19 protein-coding genes are annotated in these 18,319 nt (G+C 62.8%); 8 read left to right on the forward strand and 11 right to left on the reverse strand.

Annotated features, from left to right (window positions below):
• Window positions 1-74: 74 nt before the first annotated feature.
• The 4 genes from AC56PL_RS11185 to AC56PL_RS11200 form a co-directional block, all read right to left on the reverse strand.
• A complete protein-coding gene (locus AC56PL_RS11185) occupies window positions 75-872 on the reverse strand; it encodes a hypothetical protein (RefSeq protein WP_497153861.1) in 798 nt (265 codons plus the stop codon).
• Window positions 865-3,111: a TPR repeat domain-containing protein gene (locus tag AC56PL_RS11190; RefSeq protein ID WP_497153862.1), complete on the reverse strand. Its 2,247-nt coding sequence runs from the start codon at window positions 3,109-3,111 to the stop codon at window positions 865-867. The genes AC56PL_RS11185 and AC56PL_RS11190 overlap by 8 nt, the downstream gene beginning before the upstream one ends.
• A gap of 71 nt (window positions 3,112-3,182) precedes the next feature.
• The gene (locus AC56PL_RS11195; protein WP_497153863.1) at window positions 3,183-3,524 is read right to left on the reverse strand and encodes a hypothetical protein; all 342 of its coding nucleotides are present in this window, start codon (window positions 3,522-3,524) and stop codon (window positions 3,183-3,185) included.
• A gap of 187 nt (window positions 3,525-3,711) precedes the next feature.
• On the reverse strand, window positions 3,712-4,422 hold the full coding sequence (locus tag AC56PL_RS11200) for an alpha/beta hydrolase (protein ID WP_497153864.1): 711 nt from the start codon (window positions 4,420-4,422) through the stop codon (window positions 3,712-3,714).
• Between the two features lie 299 nt (window positions 4,423-4,721).
• Here AC56PL_RS11200 and AC56PL_RS11205 point away from each other — a divergent pair, with 299 nt between their 5' ends.
• Both AC56PL_RS11205 and AC56PL_RS11210 read left to right on the forward strand, forming a co-directional pair.
• Window positions 4,722-5,534 carry an SDR family oxidoreductase gene (locus AC56PL_RS11205; RefSeq protein WP_497153865.1) on the forward strand — a complete coding sequence of 271 codons (813 nt, stop codon included), beginning with the start codon at window positions 4,722-4,724 and terminating at the stop codon, window positions 5,532-5,534.
• An 88-nt stretch (window positions 5,535-5,622) separates the two neighbouring features.
• The gene (locus tag AC56PL_RS11210; RefSeq protein WP_495513772.1) at window positions 5,623-6,033 is read left to right on the forward strand and encodes a PPOX class F420-dependent oxidoreductase; all 411 of its coding nucleotides are present in this window, start codon (window positions 5,623-5,625) and stop codon (window positions 6,031-6,033) included.
• A 12-nt stretch (window positions 6,034-6,045) separates the two neighbouring features.
• On the opposite strand, the gene AC56PL_RS11215 is transcribed toward AC56PL_RS11210, so the two are convergent.
• Window positions 6,046-6,930: a LysR family transcriptional regulator gene (locus AC56PL_RS11215; protein WP_497153866.1), complete on the reverse strand. Its 885-nt coding sequence runs from the start codon at window positions 6,928-6,930 to the stop codon at window positions 6,046-6,048.
• 39 nt (window positions 6,931-6,969) lie between these two features.
• Here AC56PL_RS11215 and AC56PL_RS11220 point away from each other — a divergent pair, with 39 nt between their 5' ends.
• A complete protein-coding gene (locus tag AC56PL_RS11220; RefSeq protein ID WP_497153867.1) occupies window positions 6,970-8,271 on the forward strand; it encodes an MFS transporter in 1,302 nt (433 codons plus the stop codon).
• Here AC56PL_RS11220 and AC56PL_RS11225 read toward each other — a convergent pair.
• Both AC56PL_RS11225 and AC56PL_RS11230 read right to left on the reverse strand, forming a co-directional pair.
• On the reverse strand, window positions 8,207-9,322 hold the full coding sequence (locus AC56PL_RS11225) for an HPP family protein (protein ID WP_497154290.1): 1,116 nt from the start codon (window positions 9,320-9,322) through the stop codon (window positions 8,207-8,209). The two genes, AC56PL_RS11220 and AC56PL_RS11225, sit on opposite strands and share 65 nt — an antisense overlap.
• A gap of 134 nt (window positions 9,323-9,456) precedes the next feature.
• Window positions 9,457-10,197, reverse strand: coding sequence for an SDR family oxidoreductase (locus tag AC56PL_RS11230; RefSeq protein WP_497153868.1), 741 nt, complete (start codon window positions 10,195-10,197; stop codon window positions 9,457-9,459).
• Window positions 10,198-10,297: 100 nt separating this feature from the next.
• On the opposite strand from AC56PL_RS11230, the gene AC56PL_RS11235 reads away from it, so the two are divergent.
• Window positions 10,298-10,849, forward strand: a complete 552-nt coding sequence (locus AC56PL_RS11235; RefSeq protein ID WP_497153869.1) for a TetR/AcrR family transcriptional regulator — start codon at window positions 10,298-10,300, stop codon at window positions 10,847-10,849.
• Between the two features lie 277 nt (window positions 10,850-11,126).
• Entirely contained in the window at window positions 11,127-12,329 is a 1,203-nt protein-coding gene (locus tag AC56PL_RS11240; RefSeq protein ID WP_497153870.1) for a serine hydrolase domain-containing protein, read from the forward strand.
• 18 nt (window positions 12,330-12,347) lie between these two features.
• Here AC56PL_RS11240 and AC56PL_RS11245 read toward each other — a convergent pair whose 3' ends face one another.
• Window positions 12,348-12,758 carry a DUF779 domain-containing protein gene (locus tag AC56PL_RS11245; protein WP_482136641.1) on the reverse strand — a complete coding sequence of 137 codons (411 nt, stop codon included), beginning with the start codon at window positions 12,756-12,758 and terminating at the stop codon, window positions 12,348-12,350.
• A 53-nt stretch (window positions 12,759-12,811) separates the two neighbouring features.
• On the reverse strand, window positions 12,812-14,335 hold the full coding sequence (gene exaC, locus AC56PL_RS11250) for an acetaldehyde dehydrogenase ExaC (RefSeq protein ID WP_495513778.1): 1,524 nt from the start codon (window positions 14,333-14,335) through the stop codon (window positions 12,812-12,814).
• Window positions 14,336-14,496: 161 nt separating this feature from the next.
• Between exaC and AC56PL_RS11255 the strand changes: the two genes are divergently transcribed.
• Genes AC56PL_RS11255 through AC56PL_RS11265 form a run of 3 tightly spaced genes read left to right on the forward strand, consistent with a single transcriptional unit; the run spans window position 14,497 to window position 17,197 of the window.
• Window positions 14,497-15,150, forward strand: coding sequence for a hypothetical protein (locus AC56PL_RS11255; RefSeq protein WP_497153871.1), 654 nt, complete (start codon window positions 14,497-14,499; stop codon window positions 15,148-15,150).
• Window positions 15,151-15,199: 49 nt separating this feature from the next.
• A complete protein-coding gene (locus AC56PL_RS11260; protein WP_497153872.1) occupies window positions 15,200-16,378 on the forward strand; it encodes an alkaline phosphatase family protein in 1,179 nt (392 codons plus the stop codon).
• 18 nt (window positions 16,379-16,396) lie between these two features.
• A complete protein-coding gene (locus AC56PL_RS11265; RefSeq protein WP_497153873.1) occupies window positions 16,397-17,197 on the forward strand; it encodes a UbiA family prenyltransferase in 801 nt (266 codons plus the stop codon).
• A 63-nt stretch (window positions 17,198-17,260) separates the two neighbouring features.
• Here AC56PL_RS11265 and AC56PL_RS11270 read toward each other — a convergent pair whose 3' ends face one another.
• Complete coding sequence (locus tag AC56PL_RS11270; protein WP_497154291.1) at window positions 17,261-17,965, reverse strand: SDR family NAD(P)-dependent oxidoreductase; 705 nt, start codon at window positions 17,963-17,965, stop codon at window positions 17,261-17,263.
• Between the two features lie 7 nt (window positions 17,966-17,972).
• Window positions 17,973-18,299: a hypothetical protein gene (locus AC56PL_RS11275; protein WP_497153874.1), complete on the reverse strand. Its 327-nt coding sequence runs from the start codon at window positions 18,297-18,299 to the stop codon at window positions 17,973-17,975.
• Window positions 18,300-18,319: the final 20 nt, after the last annotated feature.

Raw genomic sequence — 18,319 nt, forward strand, 5'->3', positions numbered from 1 at the left:
CAGCCACGATTTCTGCCCAACTTCATCCCCCTGAATTGCCTCCTCCCCAGGGACAAACCCAGGGCCCTCACCGACTACGCCACGTTCGAAGGCCCGATCCAGCCCGGAAACTGCACTCCCGCCGGCATCACCGGTGGCACATAGCCTTCCGGCTGTTGCCGAAATACGTCATCCGGGGACCGGAGGGTCAAACTCGGAAGTTCCTGCAACCACCAATCGTGGCATCCCGGCGGCACACCGTTGCCGCCGTTCTCGGGCGGCTTTGCTGCGCGCAGTGGCCAACCCGACTCAATCTTCCATGTACCAAACACATCCCACGACGGAGTCCGTTCCCCAGGCTCACCATAATCCGGATCAACATCGGTAACACCCGGCAAGCCGGCGTTTGCGCCAGAATTCTTCAACACGAACCGGTACGCACTTGTCGGCATCTCCACAGTTCGGTTTGGTCCCGCCGTCGTGCGAATTATGTACTTACATATGGTCCCTGATATCTCAGCGTCAGTCGCGTCGTAGTCGGTGATATGCGCAAACACCGTCTCACTGAGCGGCGCGAGATATTGCTCCCGCTCACCGAACCTGGCAGGCTCCCCTGGCTCCCTAGGATTCAGAAGCGCTGTCGTATAGCCCGGAAAGAAGTCATCGACTTCCTCAATCACCGGAGAGTAGTATTTCGCCTCGAACGAAGCGCGTAACAACTCCGAACCGCGTGAAAACAGATCAATACCGCCATCGGCAGACCAGACATGCGGCGCGAAGTTATCGAAAGCCGGTGCCTGGGAGGATCCAGCCTGATGAAATCCCCCACAGCCAGCTAAGCTTAAGGATACGCAGAGAAGCATAACCGAGAGATTTCGCACCCTCTTATTCATCGGCGATCGCATCGTACGCATCTTTGATTTTGTCGAGGTCGGTACCAGTGGGACCACCGAGTAATTTGAACATCTCCCCATAAGCTGCACTGTCATCATTCTCGTCACCGTTGAGGTTGACCATCTCATCCCACGGCCTCAGAACCGCGCCGGCAAAGTAGTCTGGGTATTGTTCACGAACCGCCGCAGGTATCTCGGGGGTCGATTTCAAGATCGCGTACGCGTCGCGGTCGAAGTTCGGCGGATGAACTGTCGCTGTCTGGGCTCCCGACGGGGCCTCACCGATCACAGAGTTCTTCAATGTGTCACCGGAAGCATCAACCGCGAGGTTGACCAACTCGCCCCCTGTAACCCTATCGAGCCCAAAGGAAGCCAACGCCGATGCCGCAGTGAAGGCCGCATCCTTACGAGCGTATGCCGCTTCCGCCTTCGTGGCCTCACCGTCATAGTGATCCTGGAGAGCCATCTCCAGACCTTCGTCGACCAATCCGTGCAGCTTCCCAATCCTCGTCAGTTCAGCAGACGACAGCGGGGCTGTGGGATCCGTGGCATATCGAACCTGCGCCTCAACTTGCTCCTCAATCGCAGCTTGCGTAAATATCCTTCCCGCTTCCTCGTCGGTGTTCATCAATGCGAACACGTTCGCCGAGCCTTTGTAGAGCCCTTCACCGACGGGGTCGGTCCAACTCTTACCGGGATTCGCTGGGTCAGCGCGATCGAAACCTGCGGTGTTGTCGCCAGGGCTTCCGATAAGGTCCGAGACATACGGACTCATACTTTTCGAAATTTCGCGGAGGAGCTCCGGGTTGAGCTGACCAACATTTTGGTCCGTGCCCGGGATATTCCGCAGGTAATTCCAGACGTCGTCCTCACTTTTCTCACTACCAGCGCCGGTACTGGCTGCACGCGCGACGGACTCCATGATGTTGCCCGTACGGGTAGCAGTCGCAACGTCGTTCGCGTTGTTGCGATCTTCGATCGTGGCATCGCCGTCTGCGAACTGGAAGAGGGTGGATGCAGCTTTGCCGTCATCAGTCCAGTTGTGCACGAGCAAGTCCTTCACGAAGTCATTTCCGGACTTTGGATCGCTCACCGCAGCATCGACCGCTATTTTGTCGCCGCCCACCGCGCTGAAGATTTCTTCGGTGATCGCCATGTCCTGAGTGCCACGTCCATCCACGGTGAAGTACTCGAACTTGCTGTTCGGACTCTGCTCGTGCGCAACCTGTGCGTCTAGGTACTGTCGCCCGACGTCGAGCAGTGCGCTGTCGAGCGCGGTGCCGCTCTGATACCTACCGTCGCCCTTCGCAACGATTCCGGCGATCGCTTTGTTGTCGGCGACGCCATTCAGAGCCACGCTCGGTAGCACGCTGCTTCCGACGGTCTCAAAGCCGATGACCGTCAAATCATCTCGGGTCAGTGATTCCTTCATCCCAGTCGGCAACCAGTCGAGTCCACCGTTGGTCGGAACCTCCACATCGCCGCGCACTGAGGCGGTCACCTTCTCGTTCGACAGAATCTGCAGCGAATTGGCCACTGCTGCTTGGTTACCCGGCGACAACTTCGAAAGCAGGTCTTGAATCTCCTGCGGTGACTTGCCGTCCAGCGCCGTACTCAGCTGATTCAGGTACTCCATCTGCGATGCCGGGATGGCAGCGGTTTCGCCGCGAGCGAGTGCATCGAGTTGCGCGTCAGTCAGGTGCGCGCTTTCTTGGATGCGCCGCAGTTGCTCCGGAGTCAACGCGGAGGGGTCGTTGGCCAGGGCCCGACCGTCAACCCGACCCTGTCCCCCGCCCGAGGTGGCGGCCGAGGTGAACGTCGCCGTGAGTCCTTCACGCGCGCCGGACAACTGCCCCTTGACGGACTCATCGGCATTGACGGTCGCGGTGACGGCGTCGTTCAACTCCCGTGCACGTTCAGCGAGCAGGGCGACCCGGTCATCTTCAGGATCGGACTCACTGTCGGTGATCGCCAGAGATTCCGAGACTGTGAACCCGTCGGTCTCTGCGGCCAGAATGGCGGCCCTGGCGCGCTGCAACGGTGCATCGATCTCGTAGAAGCCCTGCCGTGCCGTCGTCGCCACCGCGTCGAGCGCATCAGCGACCGTCCCGACGGCGGTCTTATCCGCGGTTGCGCGAGCCTGAACGGCTTCAGCGGTCGTACCCTCCCAATAGACTTCGCCCGCTCTCGTAACGCCGGCCTGATACCGCTCGAACAAGGCTTCTGCACTGACACCCAACGCGGTCCAGGCATCAGCAATGCTGGTCAGCGTCGCCGGGTTGAACGCCGCCAGTTGTGATCTGGTCACCATCAGACGGGTTCCTCCGGGTTCCAGTCACCGGTTGCTGCGGTGAATGTCGACGCGAGATTGGCTGCCGACTGTTCGTCTACGGCTCGGAACTGGGCAGCGACGTTGATCATCACGTCCCCGGTCTCGCCCAGACGTTCGTCCAGTGCAGGCACGAGTGCACCATCGATCAGATCAACCGAGATCGAGGATGCTTCGGTGACCGATGCCAGGATTCCTCCTTGAACGGACGAATACGGGCCGGCGGCCGGTCCGACCCGCAAGGCGGCCGCTTCCGCCGCTAGTCCATGCAAGACCCCGCCAAGCCGTACCAACTCGTCGACATCAGCCTGAAAATTGCTCATCTCAATCTCCCCCACTGCAGGCCAGACCCCCCGGCCACGCGATTCGGATCGAGTATAGGTGTCGATCACAGGTGTTTGACCAGCCCAGCTCACCCGTTGGGCAGAACATCAGGCCACGTTCGGCCCCCAGGATGGCCACAAAGGGGGGTTTCCCTCCGCACCTGCTCCCGACGACGAAGTTGACGGCCTAGACCACCCGAAGCAGCATTTCTGTCACCTTTTCGGGTTCGGAGATCATCAGGTCGTGGCCGGTGTCGATGTCCCACACCCGCCCGTCGGATGCGGCCCGCAACGCGGCCACGTCACGGAACGGAAGGGTCGCGGTACACACGATGTGTGACTGCGGAATCTCACGCACGGCGGATTCGTTGTCCAGCAACAACTTCTGCTCGAAGCAAGCCCACGGATGCGGGGTGAGTTTCGGCTTCATCCAGGCGATCTGATCGGGGTCGGTCACGCCGTAGTACCCCATCGGATCGGTGCCCGGGAACAGCACGAGTTCGACACCGTCGACCACTCGCCCGACCGACCGGGATGCCTCCATCAGCAGGCCTGCGACGTCGGCAAGCGATTGACCGTTCTCCGGATTGGCGGCATCGAGGTAGACCAGATGACCGATCCGCGCGGTGGCGCGATCTGCAACCCCGGTGATGATCATTCCGCCGTAGCTGTGGCCTACCAGGACCACGTCGTGCAAATCCTCGAACTCCAAAACGTTGACCACGTCAGTGATCTGGACGTCGAGGTTTACATCCTTGGACACCAGGTGCGACCTCTCACCCAGACCGGTCAGTGTCGGCGTGTAGACGTCGTGGCCCGCAGACCGAAGCAGGCGCGCGACCGACTGGTAGCACCAGCCACCATGTCCACCGCCGTGTACCAGCACAAAGGTAGCCATAGAGATCTCCGACTCTGCTCAGTTGAGGCCCGACGCGGGTACCCGGACGCGTAGGTGGTCAAACGACAACCTATGCATCCGGGAGCGGGCCCGCGGCGTTTTCTCGTCACCCGCGGGTATCCAAATCGTCATGATGGGCTTGGGTTTCGTGTTCTCCTCCTGCCAACTTGCGCTGATGCCCGACGGAAGCAGTAGCGTGCAGAGCATCGGCAATTGGTTCGCGCACACGGTGCAGTCGATCGTCGACAGGTCAGAGGAGGCGGCGAGCTGGCCGCCTTCGAATAGACAGGAGTGCAGCGATGGACAAGAACGTGCTGGTTGTCATCGGCGTCGGCGGAATGGGTCTCGCGGTCGCCCGCAGACAGGGTCCTGGCAAGCACATTCTGCTCGCAGACTTCAACACCGAAACCCTCGCTTCCGCAGCCAGAACCCTCAGCGACGAAGGTCATTCGGTGACGACCCAGCAGATCGATGTCGGGCTTCCGGAATCGGTGGCCGCCCTTGCCGACACCGCGGCCTCACTCGGTGCCGTCACCGAGGTCGTCCACACCGCCGGACTGTCTCCGACACAAGCAAATTCGGAATCCATCCTGAAGGTCGACCTTCTCGGGGTCGCACTGTCGCTCGACGCTTTCGGGCAGATCATCGCGCCCGGCGGTGCCGGCGTGGTGATCTCGAGCATGGCCGGATACCTCGGCGGTGGCGGGCTCGACGGGGAGCAGGAAAAGGCCCTCGCCCGCACCCCGACCACCGAGCTGCTGCAACTGCCGTTCCTGCGCACCGACATCGACCCCGGCCTCAACTATTCCATTGCCAAGCGCGCCAACATACTTCGAGTGCAGGCTGCAAGCGGGCAGTGGGGTGCACGCGGTGCACGCATCAACTCCGTCAGCCCCGGCGTCATCTCGACCTCGATGGGACAACAGGAACTTGCCGGTGAAAGCGGTGCAGGTATGCGCATGATGGTCGATCTCTCGGCCACCAAACGGCTCGGCACCCCCGACGACATCGCCGCTGCCGTCGCGTTCCTGCTCGGCCCCACCGCGACCTTCATCAGCGGCATCGACCTCCTCGTCGACGGCGGCGCCGTTGCAGCCGTGAAGTCCATGTAGCGGCCGCCCCATCTCGGGTTGACTTCAAGCGCGCTTGAAGTCGGAAACTGTTGGCGGCAACTCTGCCGACGACGAGATGGGGAACAAGATGACGTTCACAGACGACGAGATCGAATACCTGGCGACGCAGGATCTGGGACGTTTGGCGACGCTCCAGCCAGGAGGAAACCCACAGGTGAATCCTGTTGGTTTCACGTGCAACATCGACCTCGGCACAATCGACATCACCGGGTTCAACATGGCGGCAAGTCAGAAGTACAAGAATCTCGCCGTTAATCCCACGGTTGCATTCGTGGTCGACGATATCGCCTCCCGGAACCCCTGGCGGGTGCGCTGCCTCGAGATCCGCGGCACCGCTGAGCAGGTCGAACCACGCAGCGCCGCGGGGCCGATCATCCGCATCCACCCGACGCGGATCATTTCCTTCGGGCTCGCCGAAGAGGATTCCGATGTCGATCCGCACCGCATCCGGCCCAAGAAGCGCAACATCGCGGCCTGAGTTTCTCGTCGATCAGGTCTCCGCCGACCGCGCCCACTCGGTGACAAAGTCCCGAAATCGAGATGCCGCCGGACTCATCGCGCTGTCGCGTTTCCAGATCAGCCCCACTTCGCGGGATGTTTCCTCTCCGACAAAGGGAATGAGCACCACCCCAGGGGGTAGCTGCGGATTGCCCTCGACCGGAAGGATCGACACCCCCAATCCGGCGGCCACCAGACCTGCAACCGTTCCGAGCTCGGTGGTCTCAAACGTGATGTTGGGACGGAAATCGGCGTCGGCACAGAGCTCTTCGAGGATCCGCCGCATTCCGTAGCCCGGTGCCACCGTGATGAACGACTCTTCGCTCGCCTCGGCAACGGTTATCTCATCGCGCACCGCCAGCGGGTGGTCCGCGGGAACCGCCAGCGCCAACCGCTGCCGCATGATCGGCGACCACCCGACGTCGGTGGTGAGAGGACGCGGCGACACGACAGCGATGTCCGCGGGCCCGGTGAGCACCCGCTCGATCACCGGATCGGCGGCACCCTGCGTGAGGGTGAACGCCACCCTCGACGACCGTTCGCGCCGAAAGTCGCCAATCAGGCTGGGTACCAGCCAGACTCCGAACGAATGCAGAAATGCCAGGTCGATCGACCCTTCGACCGGGTCGGCCAACTGGGCGATCTCATACCGCGCGCTATCCATCTCTGCCACCGCACGACGAAGATGGCGAAGATAGATCTCCCCGAACGCATTGAGTTGCAACCGTTTGGCGTGCCGATCGAACAGTGCCACCCCGACCTCACGCTCGAGACGGCCGAGCATCCGGGACAGCGTCGGTTGGGCCAGGTGGAGCCGACGGGCCGCGGCCGAGACGTTCTGCAATTCGGCGAGCGTGATGAACCAGTCCGCAGCCATCCGTCCTCCTTATGCGCTCAGGGCATTAGAGATCATCATATGATTCATTTCCTTTTGGATCGGTCACCTGGAACCGTAGACACAGTGAGCGCATCCGACACATCCGCCCCACAGTCCAAAGTTCAGCCTGCGGGATATCGTCTCGGCGACCCGGGCTATCGGCGAGCCGCCCTTGCCCTCTTTTCAGCCGGCACGGCGACCTTCATGACCCTCTACTACGTGCAGGGTCTGCTTCCGGTCTTCTCGGAGCACTACGGAGTTTCGCCGGCGACGTCTGCTCTGGCCATCTCGGTCAGCACCGGCCTATTGGCCGTCGCCATCATCCCGGCAAGTGTGCTGTCCGAACGTTTCGGCCGGGTGCGGGTGATGTCGATTTCAGCGGTGAGCGCCGCCCTGCTGGGACTTGTTCTGCCCTGGAGTCCGACGTTCGAGATCTTGCTTACCGGCCGGGCGCTCCAGGGTTTGTTGTGCGCAGGGGTTCCCGCAGTCGCGATGGCCTATCTTGCCGAAGAGATCGATGGGCGTGCCCTGGGCACAGCGATGGGAACGTACGTCGCAGGCAACACGATCGGCGGCTTGGCCGGGCGGATGATCCCCACCCTGGCGATCGACATCACCGCCTGGCAATGGGCGCTACAGTTGGCGTCTCTGGTCGCCCTGGGATTCGCGGTGGCGTTCATCAAACTGGTTCCGGAATCGAATAACTTCGTTCCCCAGCGGGTTTCGCCACGGAAGACGCTTCGCAACCTGGCCGTCCACCTGCGTGACACACCCCTGCTATGTCTGTTCGGCCTGGCGTTTGTCCTGATGGGCGGGTTTGTGACCGTCTACAACTTCCTCGGATATCGGCTGATCGCCAGTCCGTTCAACCTCCCGGTGATCTTGGCCGGACTGGTCTTCACCCTGTATCTGTCCGGAACGATCTCGTCCGCCGTCGCCGGGCGGATGGCCGATTCCTGGGGCAGGCGCCGAGTGCTGGTCATCGCCATCGGCGTCATGATCACCGGCCTGGCATTGAGCCTGCCCGACTGGCTGCCGACAATCCTGATCGGTATATCCCTTTTCACGGCAGGCTTTTTCGCCGCCCACTCGGTGGCGAGCGCCTGGGTCGGTGCGCGTGCCACGCAACACCGTGGCGAGGCGTCATCCCTGTATGTGCTCAGCTACTACATCGGGGCTTCCCTGGTTGGGGCGCTGGGCGGTCTTGCCTATGCGGCCGGGGGTTGGGCAGCGGTGGCCGGCTATGTCGCGGCATTCCTGACGGTCGGTGTCATCCTCACAGCGGCACTGGTCCGATCAGGGTCTGCCGTGCCAGAGCCGCGATCAGGTCGGTCTGGGTGACGATGCCGACCAGTGCCCTGCCATCGAGGACCGGCACTGCCTCGCAACCACTCTCGGAAAGCCACGGCAGCATTGCCGCAACCGGTGTCGTCGGTGACGCGACGGCCGGTTCCACTGCCATGATGTCGCGCGCCCTGATCACCTCCCCACGGCGATCTGCCCACCGAAGCGTCGGCTTCCCGAATCCTCCGCGCGCTTCCGGATCCTGGAGCCGAACTATCAAGTGGATCTGAAAGACGACCCCGAGGAATCCGCCGCCGTGATCCACCACCGGCAATGACGTGAACCCGTGCAGCCGAAACAGTTCCGCAAGATCATCGAGCGTTGCATCCGGCTGCACGGTCACCAGGTCGCGAGACATGACGTCGTCGGCCTTCAACGGCCCGGTCCGATGACTCGCGGCCTGCAGTTCTGCCGCGCCGATCAACCGGGCAAGGTCGGCGACGCCAAGGTTCAGCGTCTGCCGATAGTGCTGAAGGATTCCGGACAGCTCGTCTTCGCTGAGACCAAGTCTTTCCGCGGGTGGCGGAGCTTCATCGAACTGCCGGAACGGATAGTGCCTTCCGGTCGTGCGCCCATACGCCGCCGCAAGGACCACGAGCAGGACAGTACCGGCGGCGACAGGCGCGAGAGCGAACCGAAATCCCAAGGCATCAACGGCATCCGGAGACAATGCGGCCGTCATCGCGACCGCGCCTGCAGGCGGGTGCACCGCGCGCACCAGGATCATCGCAGCCACCGCCAGCCCGACGGCAAGCGCGATCCGCAACGTCACATCGGGTACCAGCAGGGTCACGGCGACACCGACAACCGCGGAGATCGTATTACCGACAACTGCGGGCCAGGGTTGCGCCAGTGGACTACTCGGTGCCGCGAACACCAGAACGGCTGTCGCACCGAACGGCGCGATCATGTACAGCCCGAGCTCTTGATCCACACCCGGCACCAGTAGCAGCAACCCGACCACACCCAGGCCGATCAAGATGCCGAGTCCCGCCCGAAACATCTCGCGCGGTTGACCAGCGGCAGCGGAAGGGCCCAAACCACGCATCACCGAGTGGAACGTGACCGGCCGGAGCGCGGTCACTGCTTATCCTGTATCACTGCTCAACGTTCCTTCCGGGGTGCTGCGGGCAGAATATGCGACCGCCAACGCGCCACTGGAAGGGCCCTTGGTTGTAGCTCCTAGGCTTGCAATGTCGGACGAAGGACGATGTCGCCGATCTCCACCTCTCTGGGTTGTTCGATGGCAAAGGCGATGGCGCGGGCGACGGCCGCCGGGTCGAGACCGAAGTCGCTCATACTCCGCCTGATCTGTGCCCGTACTTCGTCGTTGCTGATCGAATCGGCGAGATCGGTGCTGACCATGCCCGGCGAGATCGATGTCGTCCTCAGCACGCCGTCGGTCGATTCCTGTCGAAGCGCCTCGAGCAGGGTCCGGACCGCATTCTTCGTGCCTGCGTACACCGCCTGATTCGGGACGATCTTCAAACCGGACGTCGACACCGTTGTGACGAGATGTCCTTCTCCCTGGTCCCGAAAGACCGGCAATGCAGCCGCGATTCCGTGCAGCACACCTCGAACGTTCACGTCGATCATCGCTGACCAACCCTCGACATCAAGGTCTGCGACCGGCCCGATCTTGCTGATACCCGCGTTGCTCACCAGTACGTCGAGGCGACCGTATTTCTCTACGGCCCGGGCGACAAGACGTTTGAGATCGTCCGGGATGGTCACATCCGTTGTGCAGGCAATCGCACGACCGCCTCGAGCATTGATGTCGTCCACAATTGTCGCCAGTCGATCGACACGACGGGCGCCGAGCACCACCGCTGCTCCACGCGCGGCGAGCAGGCGGGCAGTGGACTCACCAATGCCACTGCTTGCGCCGGTTATCGCGACAACTTTGCCACTCAGATCTGACATACGAGAACTCCCTCACTTGTACCGGACACGTGTCCGCTTAGGTGAGTTCAACCGTAGCGGACACGTGTCCGCTTAGCCAGTCGAGTACGGTTGGGACCCGATGACCTCCTCCCGCCGAAGAGCCGACGCAACCGAGAACCGCATGCGCATCATCGATGCCGCGCGGGAGTTCATCGCAACCTCAGATGAGTTACAACTCAACGCAATCGCCAAGCAGGCCGGGGTCGGCCAGGGCACGCTCTATCGCCACTTCCCGACCAGAGAAGATCTGCTCACCGAGGTCTACCGCGTCGAGGTCGAACAGCTGGTTGCCGCCGCCCCGGCACTCCTGGCCGAGAACGAGCCGACCGTGGCCCTGGCGCTGTGGTTCGACCGGGTCGCCGACTACGCCCAGATCAAACGGTGGATTTTCGCGGCCGTGGAAGTGGCTGTTTGGCAAGATCTTTCAGCGCACAGCCTCGGGCCGATCGGTAAAGCACTGACGCTGCTCCTAGACGCAGGCAAGGTCGACGGAAGCATCCGGCCCGACGTGGACGCCCGCGACGTCATACTGCTGATCGGCTACCTCACCCGCCTCGAGGCGTCCGAATGGCCAACTCGCGCACGCCATCTACTCACCGTTGTGCTCGACGGCCTGCGCCCGCCTCGTTGAGACATCGTCGAACCGACGCGGTGGGCAGGCGTCGAGCCAGTCCGGCAACTTTATATCCGCTTCGAGCCGATGCCACTTCATAGAAGGAGCTATTTGGCTCCCAGCCGTACAGTGATGCAGCACACTTGGGACCTGTTGTGTGGCAGGAAGAACGACAGAATTGACTGTTTGTTTCAATCTCGTTTGCGTAGGTAAGGATCTGGTTAACAGGGGCAATCTCGGCTCCGGCCCGCCCTAGAATCAGCGAGTCCGTCGACCAATCGTCCAAAGGTGTCAAGTGAAGTCTGTCCAACACAAGGTACTGGTACCTGTTCTCGCTGTGGCCCTTTCCAGTACAATTGCGCTCTCCGCATCAATTGCTGCTCCGGCCCTGGCCGACACGTCCAGCACCCCGGGCTGGCTTGGCTCTCTCGGATCCACCGGATCCACCGGATCCACCGGATCCTCGGCAAACGACTCGTATGTGGCTGTCGCACAGCGGATCAACGCTGCCTTGATCAAGCAAGGCGTTCCCGGCGCCCAAGTCATCTATTCGGACCGCAGATCCGAGCGTGTGTTCAACTACGGGGTATCGAGTGTTGCCACGGGCAGCCCGGTGACTTCCGATACGGTATTCGAAGCGGCGTCGCTGACGAAGGTAGTGGCCTCGTACGTCGTGCTCCAACTGGTGGACGAGGGCGTTCTCGATCTCGACCGCCCGCTGTCGGACTACTTCGACTATCCGCGGATCGCGGCAGACCCGGCTGCGAAACGGATCACCGGGAGAATGGTGCTGTCGCACACCTCCGGTCTGCCGAACTGGGCGACCGGGCCGTCGAGTCCAGAGTTCGAAACCACGCCGGTAGGAACCATTTTCGAGCCCGGAACCCAGTGGTCGTACTCCGGAGAGGGCTTCTACTACCTACAGAAGACCGTAGAGTCGCTGACCGGGACACCCTTCGAACAACTGGTCCGGAAGCGGGTCTTCGACCGGTTCGGGATGAAAGGCAGCGACCTCGTCACCAACCCAGCCTTCGACACGGTCACGTCCGTCGGCCACACCGCGGACGGCACCCCGAAACCCGTCCGAAACTTCCCCCGGGCGAACGTCGCGTACACCCTGCGGACCACGGCGACCGACTACAACAAGTTCATCCGCGGCGCGCTCCTCGGGGGCGAAGGGCTCACACCCGGCACCCGCGACATGATGTTCACCGCGGCGGGTAGCGCCGACCATGGTGGCAGCGACAAGGAAGCGATCGACCACGTCAAGTGGGGGCTCGGTATCGGGCTGCAAACCAACGAACTCGGGGACGCGATCTGGCACTGGGGTGACAACGGCGCATACAAGGCCTTTTTCATCGCGTACCCCGCGACCGGACGCAGCGTGATGATCATGACCAACAGTGAAAACGGCTTGAACGCAGTCGATGACGTCGTCCACGAGTTCTTTGGCCCGAACACGATGTACGCAACGAGATGGATCAAAGAAGCCGAATAGATGGCGTAACCTCGTCGCTCAGGTGACGTCGGCGCCCGTGCGCGGTGGGCAGGCGTCGAGCCAGGTGTTCTCGGCTTCGTCGAAGACCCTGGAGCGGGCGAGGAATCGAACGCCTTCGGGTGCCTCGAGGCTGAATCCGGCACCACGTCCGGGCACCACGTCGAGGATGAGCTGGGTGTGTTTCCACAGTTCGTATTGGTCACCCTGGATCCAGACCCGCACCGCAGGCAGCGGTTCCGGGAGTTCGATCTCGCCGAGCAGCACGTCTCGGCTGCCGACACGAAACTCCCCTACCGGGTAACACATGGGCGCGCTGCCGTCACAACATCCACCGGACTGGTGGATCATGAGGCCGCCGTGGAGCTCCGACAACTTGGTCAAGAGCTCCACGGCGGATTCAGTCGCGACGACTCGATCAGTAGGAGTCATCACAGATCACTTTCTGATGAAATAGCTTGTTGCGCTTGGTGATGCCTGGTGGATCAGAAGAATCCCTTGGCATCCTGGGCGTAACCCACCAGCAGGTTCTTGGTCTGCTGATAGTGCTCGAGCATCATCAGGTGGTTCTCGCGCCCGATGCCGGACTGCTTGTAGCCGCCGAAGGCCGCGTGTGCCGGGTAGTCGTGGTAGGTGTTGGTCCACACCCGACCGGCCTGGATCTCGCGTCCCGCACGGTAGGCGGTGGCACCATCACGCGTCCACACTCCGGCGCCGAGTCCGTACAACGTGTCGTTGGCGATCGACATCGCGTCGGCGTAGTCGGAGAACTTGGTCACCGACAACACCGGACCGAAGATCTCCTCCTGGAAGATCCGCATCCGGTTGGTTCCGGCGAAGATGGTCGGCTGGATGTAGTAACCACCCGCGAGATCGCCTTCCAGTGTGACGGTTTCGCCTCCGGTCAGGACCTTGGCGCCCTCTTCCTTGCCGATCGCGAGGTACGAGGCGATCTTCTCGAACTGGTCGTTCGACGCCTGCGCACCCATCATGGTGTCGGTGTCGAGCGGGTTGCCCTGCTTGATCTTCTTGGTCCGCTCCACCGCGAGGTCGATGAACTCGTCGTAGATCGATTCCTGGATCAGCGCCCGGCTCGGACACGTGCAGACCTCGCCCTGGTTGAGGGCAAACATCGTGAAGCCCTCCAGCGCTCGGTTCCGGAAACCGTCGTCCTCCGCCATCACGTCCGCGAAGAAGATGTTGGGGCTCTTGCCACCGAGCTCCAAGGTCACCGGGATGATGTTCTCCGAGGCGTACTGCATGATCAGACGTCCGGTGGTGGTCTCGCCGGTGAACGCGATCTTGCGGATGCGATTGCTCGAAGCCAGCGGCTTGCCGGCCTCCACACCGAAGCCGTTGACGATGTTCAGGACACCGGCGGGCAGCAGGTCCTTGATCAGTTCGACGAGGAACAGGATCGAGGCCGGTGTCTGCTCGGCCGGTTTGAGGACCACCGCGTTGCCTGCGGCCAGCGCGGGAGCCAGCTTCCACACGGCCATCAGGATCGGGAAGTTCCACGGGATGATCTGGCCGACAACGCCCAGCGGCTCGTGGAAGTGATACGCGACGGTGTCTTCGTCGATCTGGGAGAGCGAACCCTGCTGAGCGCGCAACGCGCCTGCGAAGTAGCGGAAGTGGTCGATGGCGAGCGGAATGTCGGCGGCGAGGGTTTCGCGAACGGCCTTGCCGTTGTCCCACGACTCGGCGACGGCGATCTTCTCGAGGTTCTCCTCCATCCGGTCCGCGATGCGGAGCAGGGCCAGCGACCGCTCGGCGACCGAGGTCTTGCCCCACGCCGGGGCAGCCTTGTGGGCCGCGTCGAGAGCAAGGTCGATGTCCTCGGACGTCGACCGGGCTACCTCACAGAACGTCTTGCCGGTGACCGGCGACGGGTTCTCGAAGTACTGCCCCTTGACCGGCGGCGTCCACTGGCCACCGATCCAATTCTCGTACCGTGATTCGTAGTTCATCACGGCGCCGGGTGTTCCGGGGTTGGCATAAACGGTCATGCTGAGCTCCTCTTCGCCTGGTTGCCTACGGGTGAGCGACGCGCGGCGTTCGGCCACCCATGTGACCTAAGACACACAGTACGAGTGCTTCCGTTGCATCCGGGTTGCAACCACGATCTTCGGTGCTCAGAGCCCCTTTTTCCGAGACACCGGCTAGTCTGATGCACGTGATCCGCCACTCAGCGCGTACCGAATGCTGGGGATTTGCGATCGGGTCGGCACTCTTCGCACTGGGCTCGGCGCCCGGATTCGCCGACTGGGCCGGATCGACGGTGTCCAACAGCTCCTTTTTCGTCGGCTCCTGGTTCTTCACGTTCGCCGCGTTCGTCCAGCTCCAGCTCTGCGGACGGTTGCGGGGTGCTGCGCAACCCATTGCCGGGTCACGAAAGGCCGGTCGAGAGGTCCACATCTCCGAGTGGTTGTCGGCCGCAGTGCAGCAGGTGGGCACCCTCGCCTTCAACATCAGTACCGGTGCCGCCCTGGTGGTGCACTCGATCGTCGACGAGGACCGGTTCGTCTGGCGGCCGGACGTCTACGGCTCGATCGCCTTCCTCATCAGCTCGGGACTGGCGGTCTACGCCGTTCACCTCTACCGGCACCGCGACGAGCCCGATGCACCCGGCTGGTCGGCGACGAGCCTGAACACCGTCGGCTCGATCGCGTTCGGCTTCTCCGCGGTCGGTGCATACGTGGACGCCTCTGGCGAGCCGATCGCGCCACTGCTCGACCAGGGCGGCACCTTCATCGGCGCGCTGTGCTTCCTCGCCGCATCCCTGATCTCACTGCCGCGCGGCGCAGCCACGAGCTCGCGGTGACGCCCGGCCATGCCCGAAGCATCTTCGTGCACACGTAGCGTGATCGACGATGAGTGATCTCGATCCGCGCCACAGCCTGCCGCCCCTGTCCGCCGTCCTCGAATCGATGGCGGCTTCCCTCGGTGCCGCCGACCTCGACAACCACCTCAAGATGGTGCCCGCGCAATCCGCGACACTGCTGCTGATCGACGGGCTCGGGGCGGAACTGGTTGCCGCGCACCCACGCGATGCACCCCATCTCAATGCCGCGGCGATGGACAACTCCACCACCGTGGCGGCCGGATTTCCCGCCACCACCGCGGTGAGCCTCACCAGCCTGTCCACCGGACGCGCGGCGGGCACGCACGGCATCTTCGGGTACACCTTCCGCGCGGGTGCCGGGGGACTCAAGCCCGAAGCGCCGATCCTCAACTCCCTGCGCTGGTGCGTCCACGGCCACTACGACCACGGACTCACCAAAACCGTTGTTCCCGAAGATTTTCAACCCACCGCAACGATTTTCGAGAAATGCCGGGCACAGGGTTTCACCACGCGGCAGATCGTGCCCGCGCTGCACGTCGACTCCGGGTTGTCGCGGGCGGCGCTACGCGGAGCCGACAAGATGATCGTTGCCGAGCATCTCGACGACCTACGTGCAGCGATCCTCGCCGAGATGTCCACGTCCGCAGCCACACTCGGCTACGCCTACTACGGCGGACTCGATCTGGCCGGACACCTCGACGGCCCCGGCTCACCGTCCTGGCGTGAGCAGCTACGCCTGATCGACAGCATGGTCGGCCAGCTCGCGGAGGAGTTGCCTTCGGGTCGCGCCCTGGTCATCACCGGCGATCACGGCATGGTCAACACAGTGCAGGGGCGTTTCGACATCGACCTGCATCCCGAACTCACCGCGGGCACCACCGCCATCGCCGGAGAAGCCCGGGTGCGTCACGTGTACGCCGAAGGCGGTGCCGCAGAAGACGTCCAGATCGCCTGGCAGAGCATGCTCGCCGACCGGGCGACCGTGCTGAGCCGTGACGACGCGATCGATGCCGGCTGGTTCGGCGACTCGATCCGCGGCAATGTGCGCGTGAGGATCGGTGACGTGGTCGCCGCCGCCCGTGGCGACACCGCAATGATCCGCTCGGCCGTCGAACCGTTCGAGTCGATGCTTGTCGGCAACCACGGTTCGTGGGACAGTGCCGAACAACTCGTCCCCGCGATCGTGATCCGCGGCCTCGGCCGATAAACGGAAAGGTGCAGGCCCATGGCGATGAAACCGGTGGCCGCACTGCTGGCAGCCGGGCACGTGGTCCCATCGGCAGCGGTGACACTGCTGACCGCGGCGCTCGGCGTCGCCGTCGGCCTGGATGTGGGCTCGCTTGCCGTGTTGACGGTCGCCCTGTTCAGCGGTCAGCTCCTCATCGGCTGGAGCAACGATCTCATCGACCTCGACCGGGACCGACAGGTCGGGCGGACAGAGAAACCACTGGTGTCCGGAGACCTGAGCCTGCCGACCGCGAGGTCGGCCGTCGCGGTGGCGGCCATCGTCTGCGTGGTGGCATCGATGGCATGCGGGTTGGCGGCAGGCACGGTGCACCTGGTGTTCGGTGTCGGCTCTGCCCTGGCCTACAACTTCGGACTCAAGTCGACGGTCATGTCATGGCTCCCCTACTTCGTCGCCTTCGGTTCACTGCCGGTGATCGTCACCTTGACCGCAGACCCGAATGATCTGCCACCGCTGTGGATGGTCGCGGTCAGTGGATTGCTCGGTGTCGGCGGTCACCTGCTGAACGTCGCACCCGACCTCGGCGACGACGACGCCACCGGCGTCCGGGGCCTCCCCCACGTCCTGGGCGCCCGCCGGATCCCGTACGTCGCAGCCGCCCTGCTCGTCGGTGCCACTGCCATCGCGGTGGTCGCCAACTCACAGCAGTTGTGGATGTGGGCAGGTCTGGCAGTGGTCGTTGCCATTGCGCTGGTGACGTTGCGGGGTCCCGGCCGGACTCCCCTCTACGGCGCCATCGCCATCGCCGCGGTCGACGTCACCATGCTGATTCTAGCCTGAACATCGCTGCACCGGAACGGTTTTCATGCGCACTACGCCCAGCTCTGCACTACCGTCGTCGCTCTATGTGTTCCGTCCGCCATTGACTCCCAGGATCTGCCCGGTGATGTAACCGGCGTCGTCGGAGATCAAGAAGGCGCAGGCCGCGGCGATGTCCTCCGGTTTGCCGACCCGGCGTACCGGTGTCCGCAGGATGTGATCCTCGATGGATCCACCGAGACGATTGAGCTTCTCGTCGTGGCGAAGCAGTGGGGTGTCCACGAAGCCGGGCGGCACCGCATTGACCGTGATGCCGACCTGACCGAGTTCCAGAGCCAGCGACTTCGTCAGTCCGTTGATCGCAGACTTGGAGGCCACATAGTGGGCCATGTACGGCTGACCGGAATGCGCACTGGACGAAGAGATATTGACGATCCGGCCCCATTTGGCCGCGAGCATGTCGGGTAAGACCGCCTGGATGCAGTGGTAGGTCCCGTGCAGGTTGACGTCGATGACCTTCTGCCACGCAGCGAAGTCGATATCGACGAACCGTGCATTGCCGACGATCCCCGCGGAATTCACGAGAATGGTTATGGGACCGAATCGTTCGCGGATCACTTCCAGGGCGGCATCGATCTGGGCCCGGTCGGTGACGTCGACGACCTGAGAATTCTCGTCATCACCAGGAACCACATCGATTGTGGCCACGCGGTATCCGTCGGCGACGAGACGTCGGGCCACCGCCGCCCCTATCCCGGAGCCACCGCCTGTGACAACCGCCGTTTTCACGCCCATGTCAGGGAACCGGTTCGATGACGGCGTCCATGCTTGCCGCACCGGTGTCCGGTACCCGAGGTTGATGCCATGCCTCGATCGGGAATGACACATTGATCAACGAATACGTCAGCAGGAGAAGTTGATACGCGTCGTCGGGTAAGTCGTCGAGCGGGAAGGTATCGAGGTAGTTGGCCGCTTCGGCGAGGCGTGGAAACGCCGCGTCATAGAATTCTTGTAGCTCTGCCATCGTGCTCGACAGTCTTTTTGCGTAGCGATCGCCTTCGGATTGCAGAGCCCAGTCGGCAAAAGGCTCCAGGTCGGCGAAGGCAGCGGGAAGCTTGGACATGGTTTCGGTCTCCTGAGATC

The sequence above is a fragment of the Williamsia sp. Y721 genome (genome assembly GCF_059683565.1).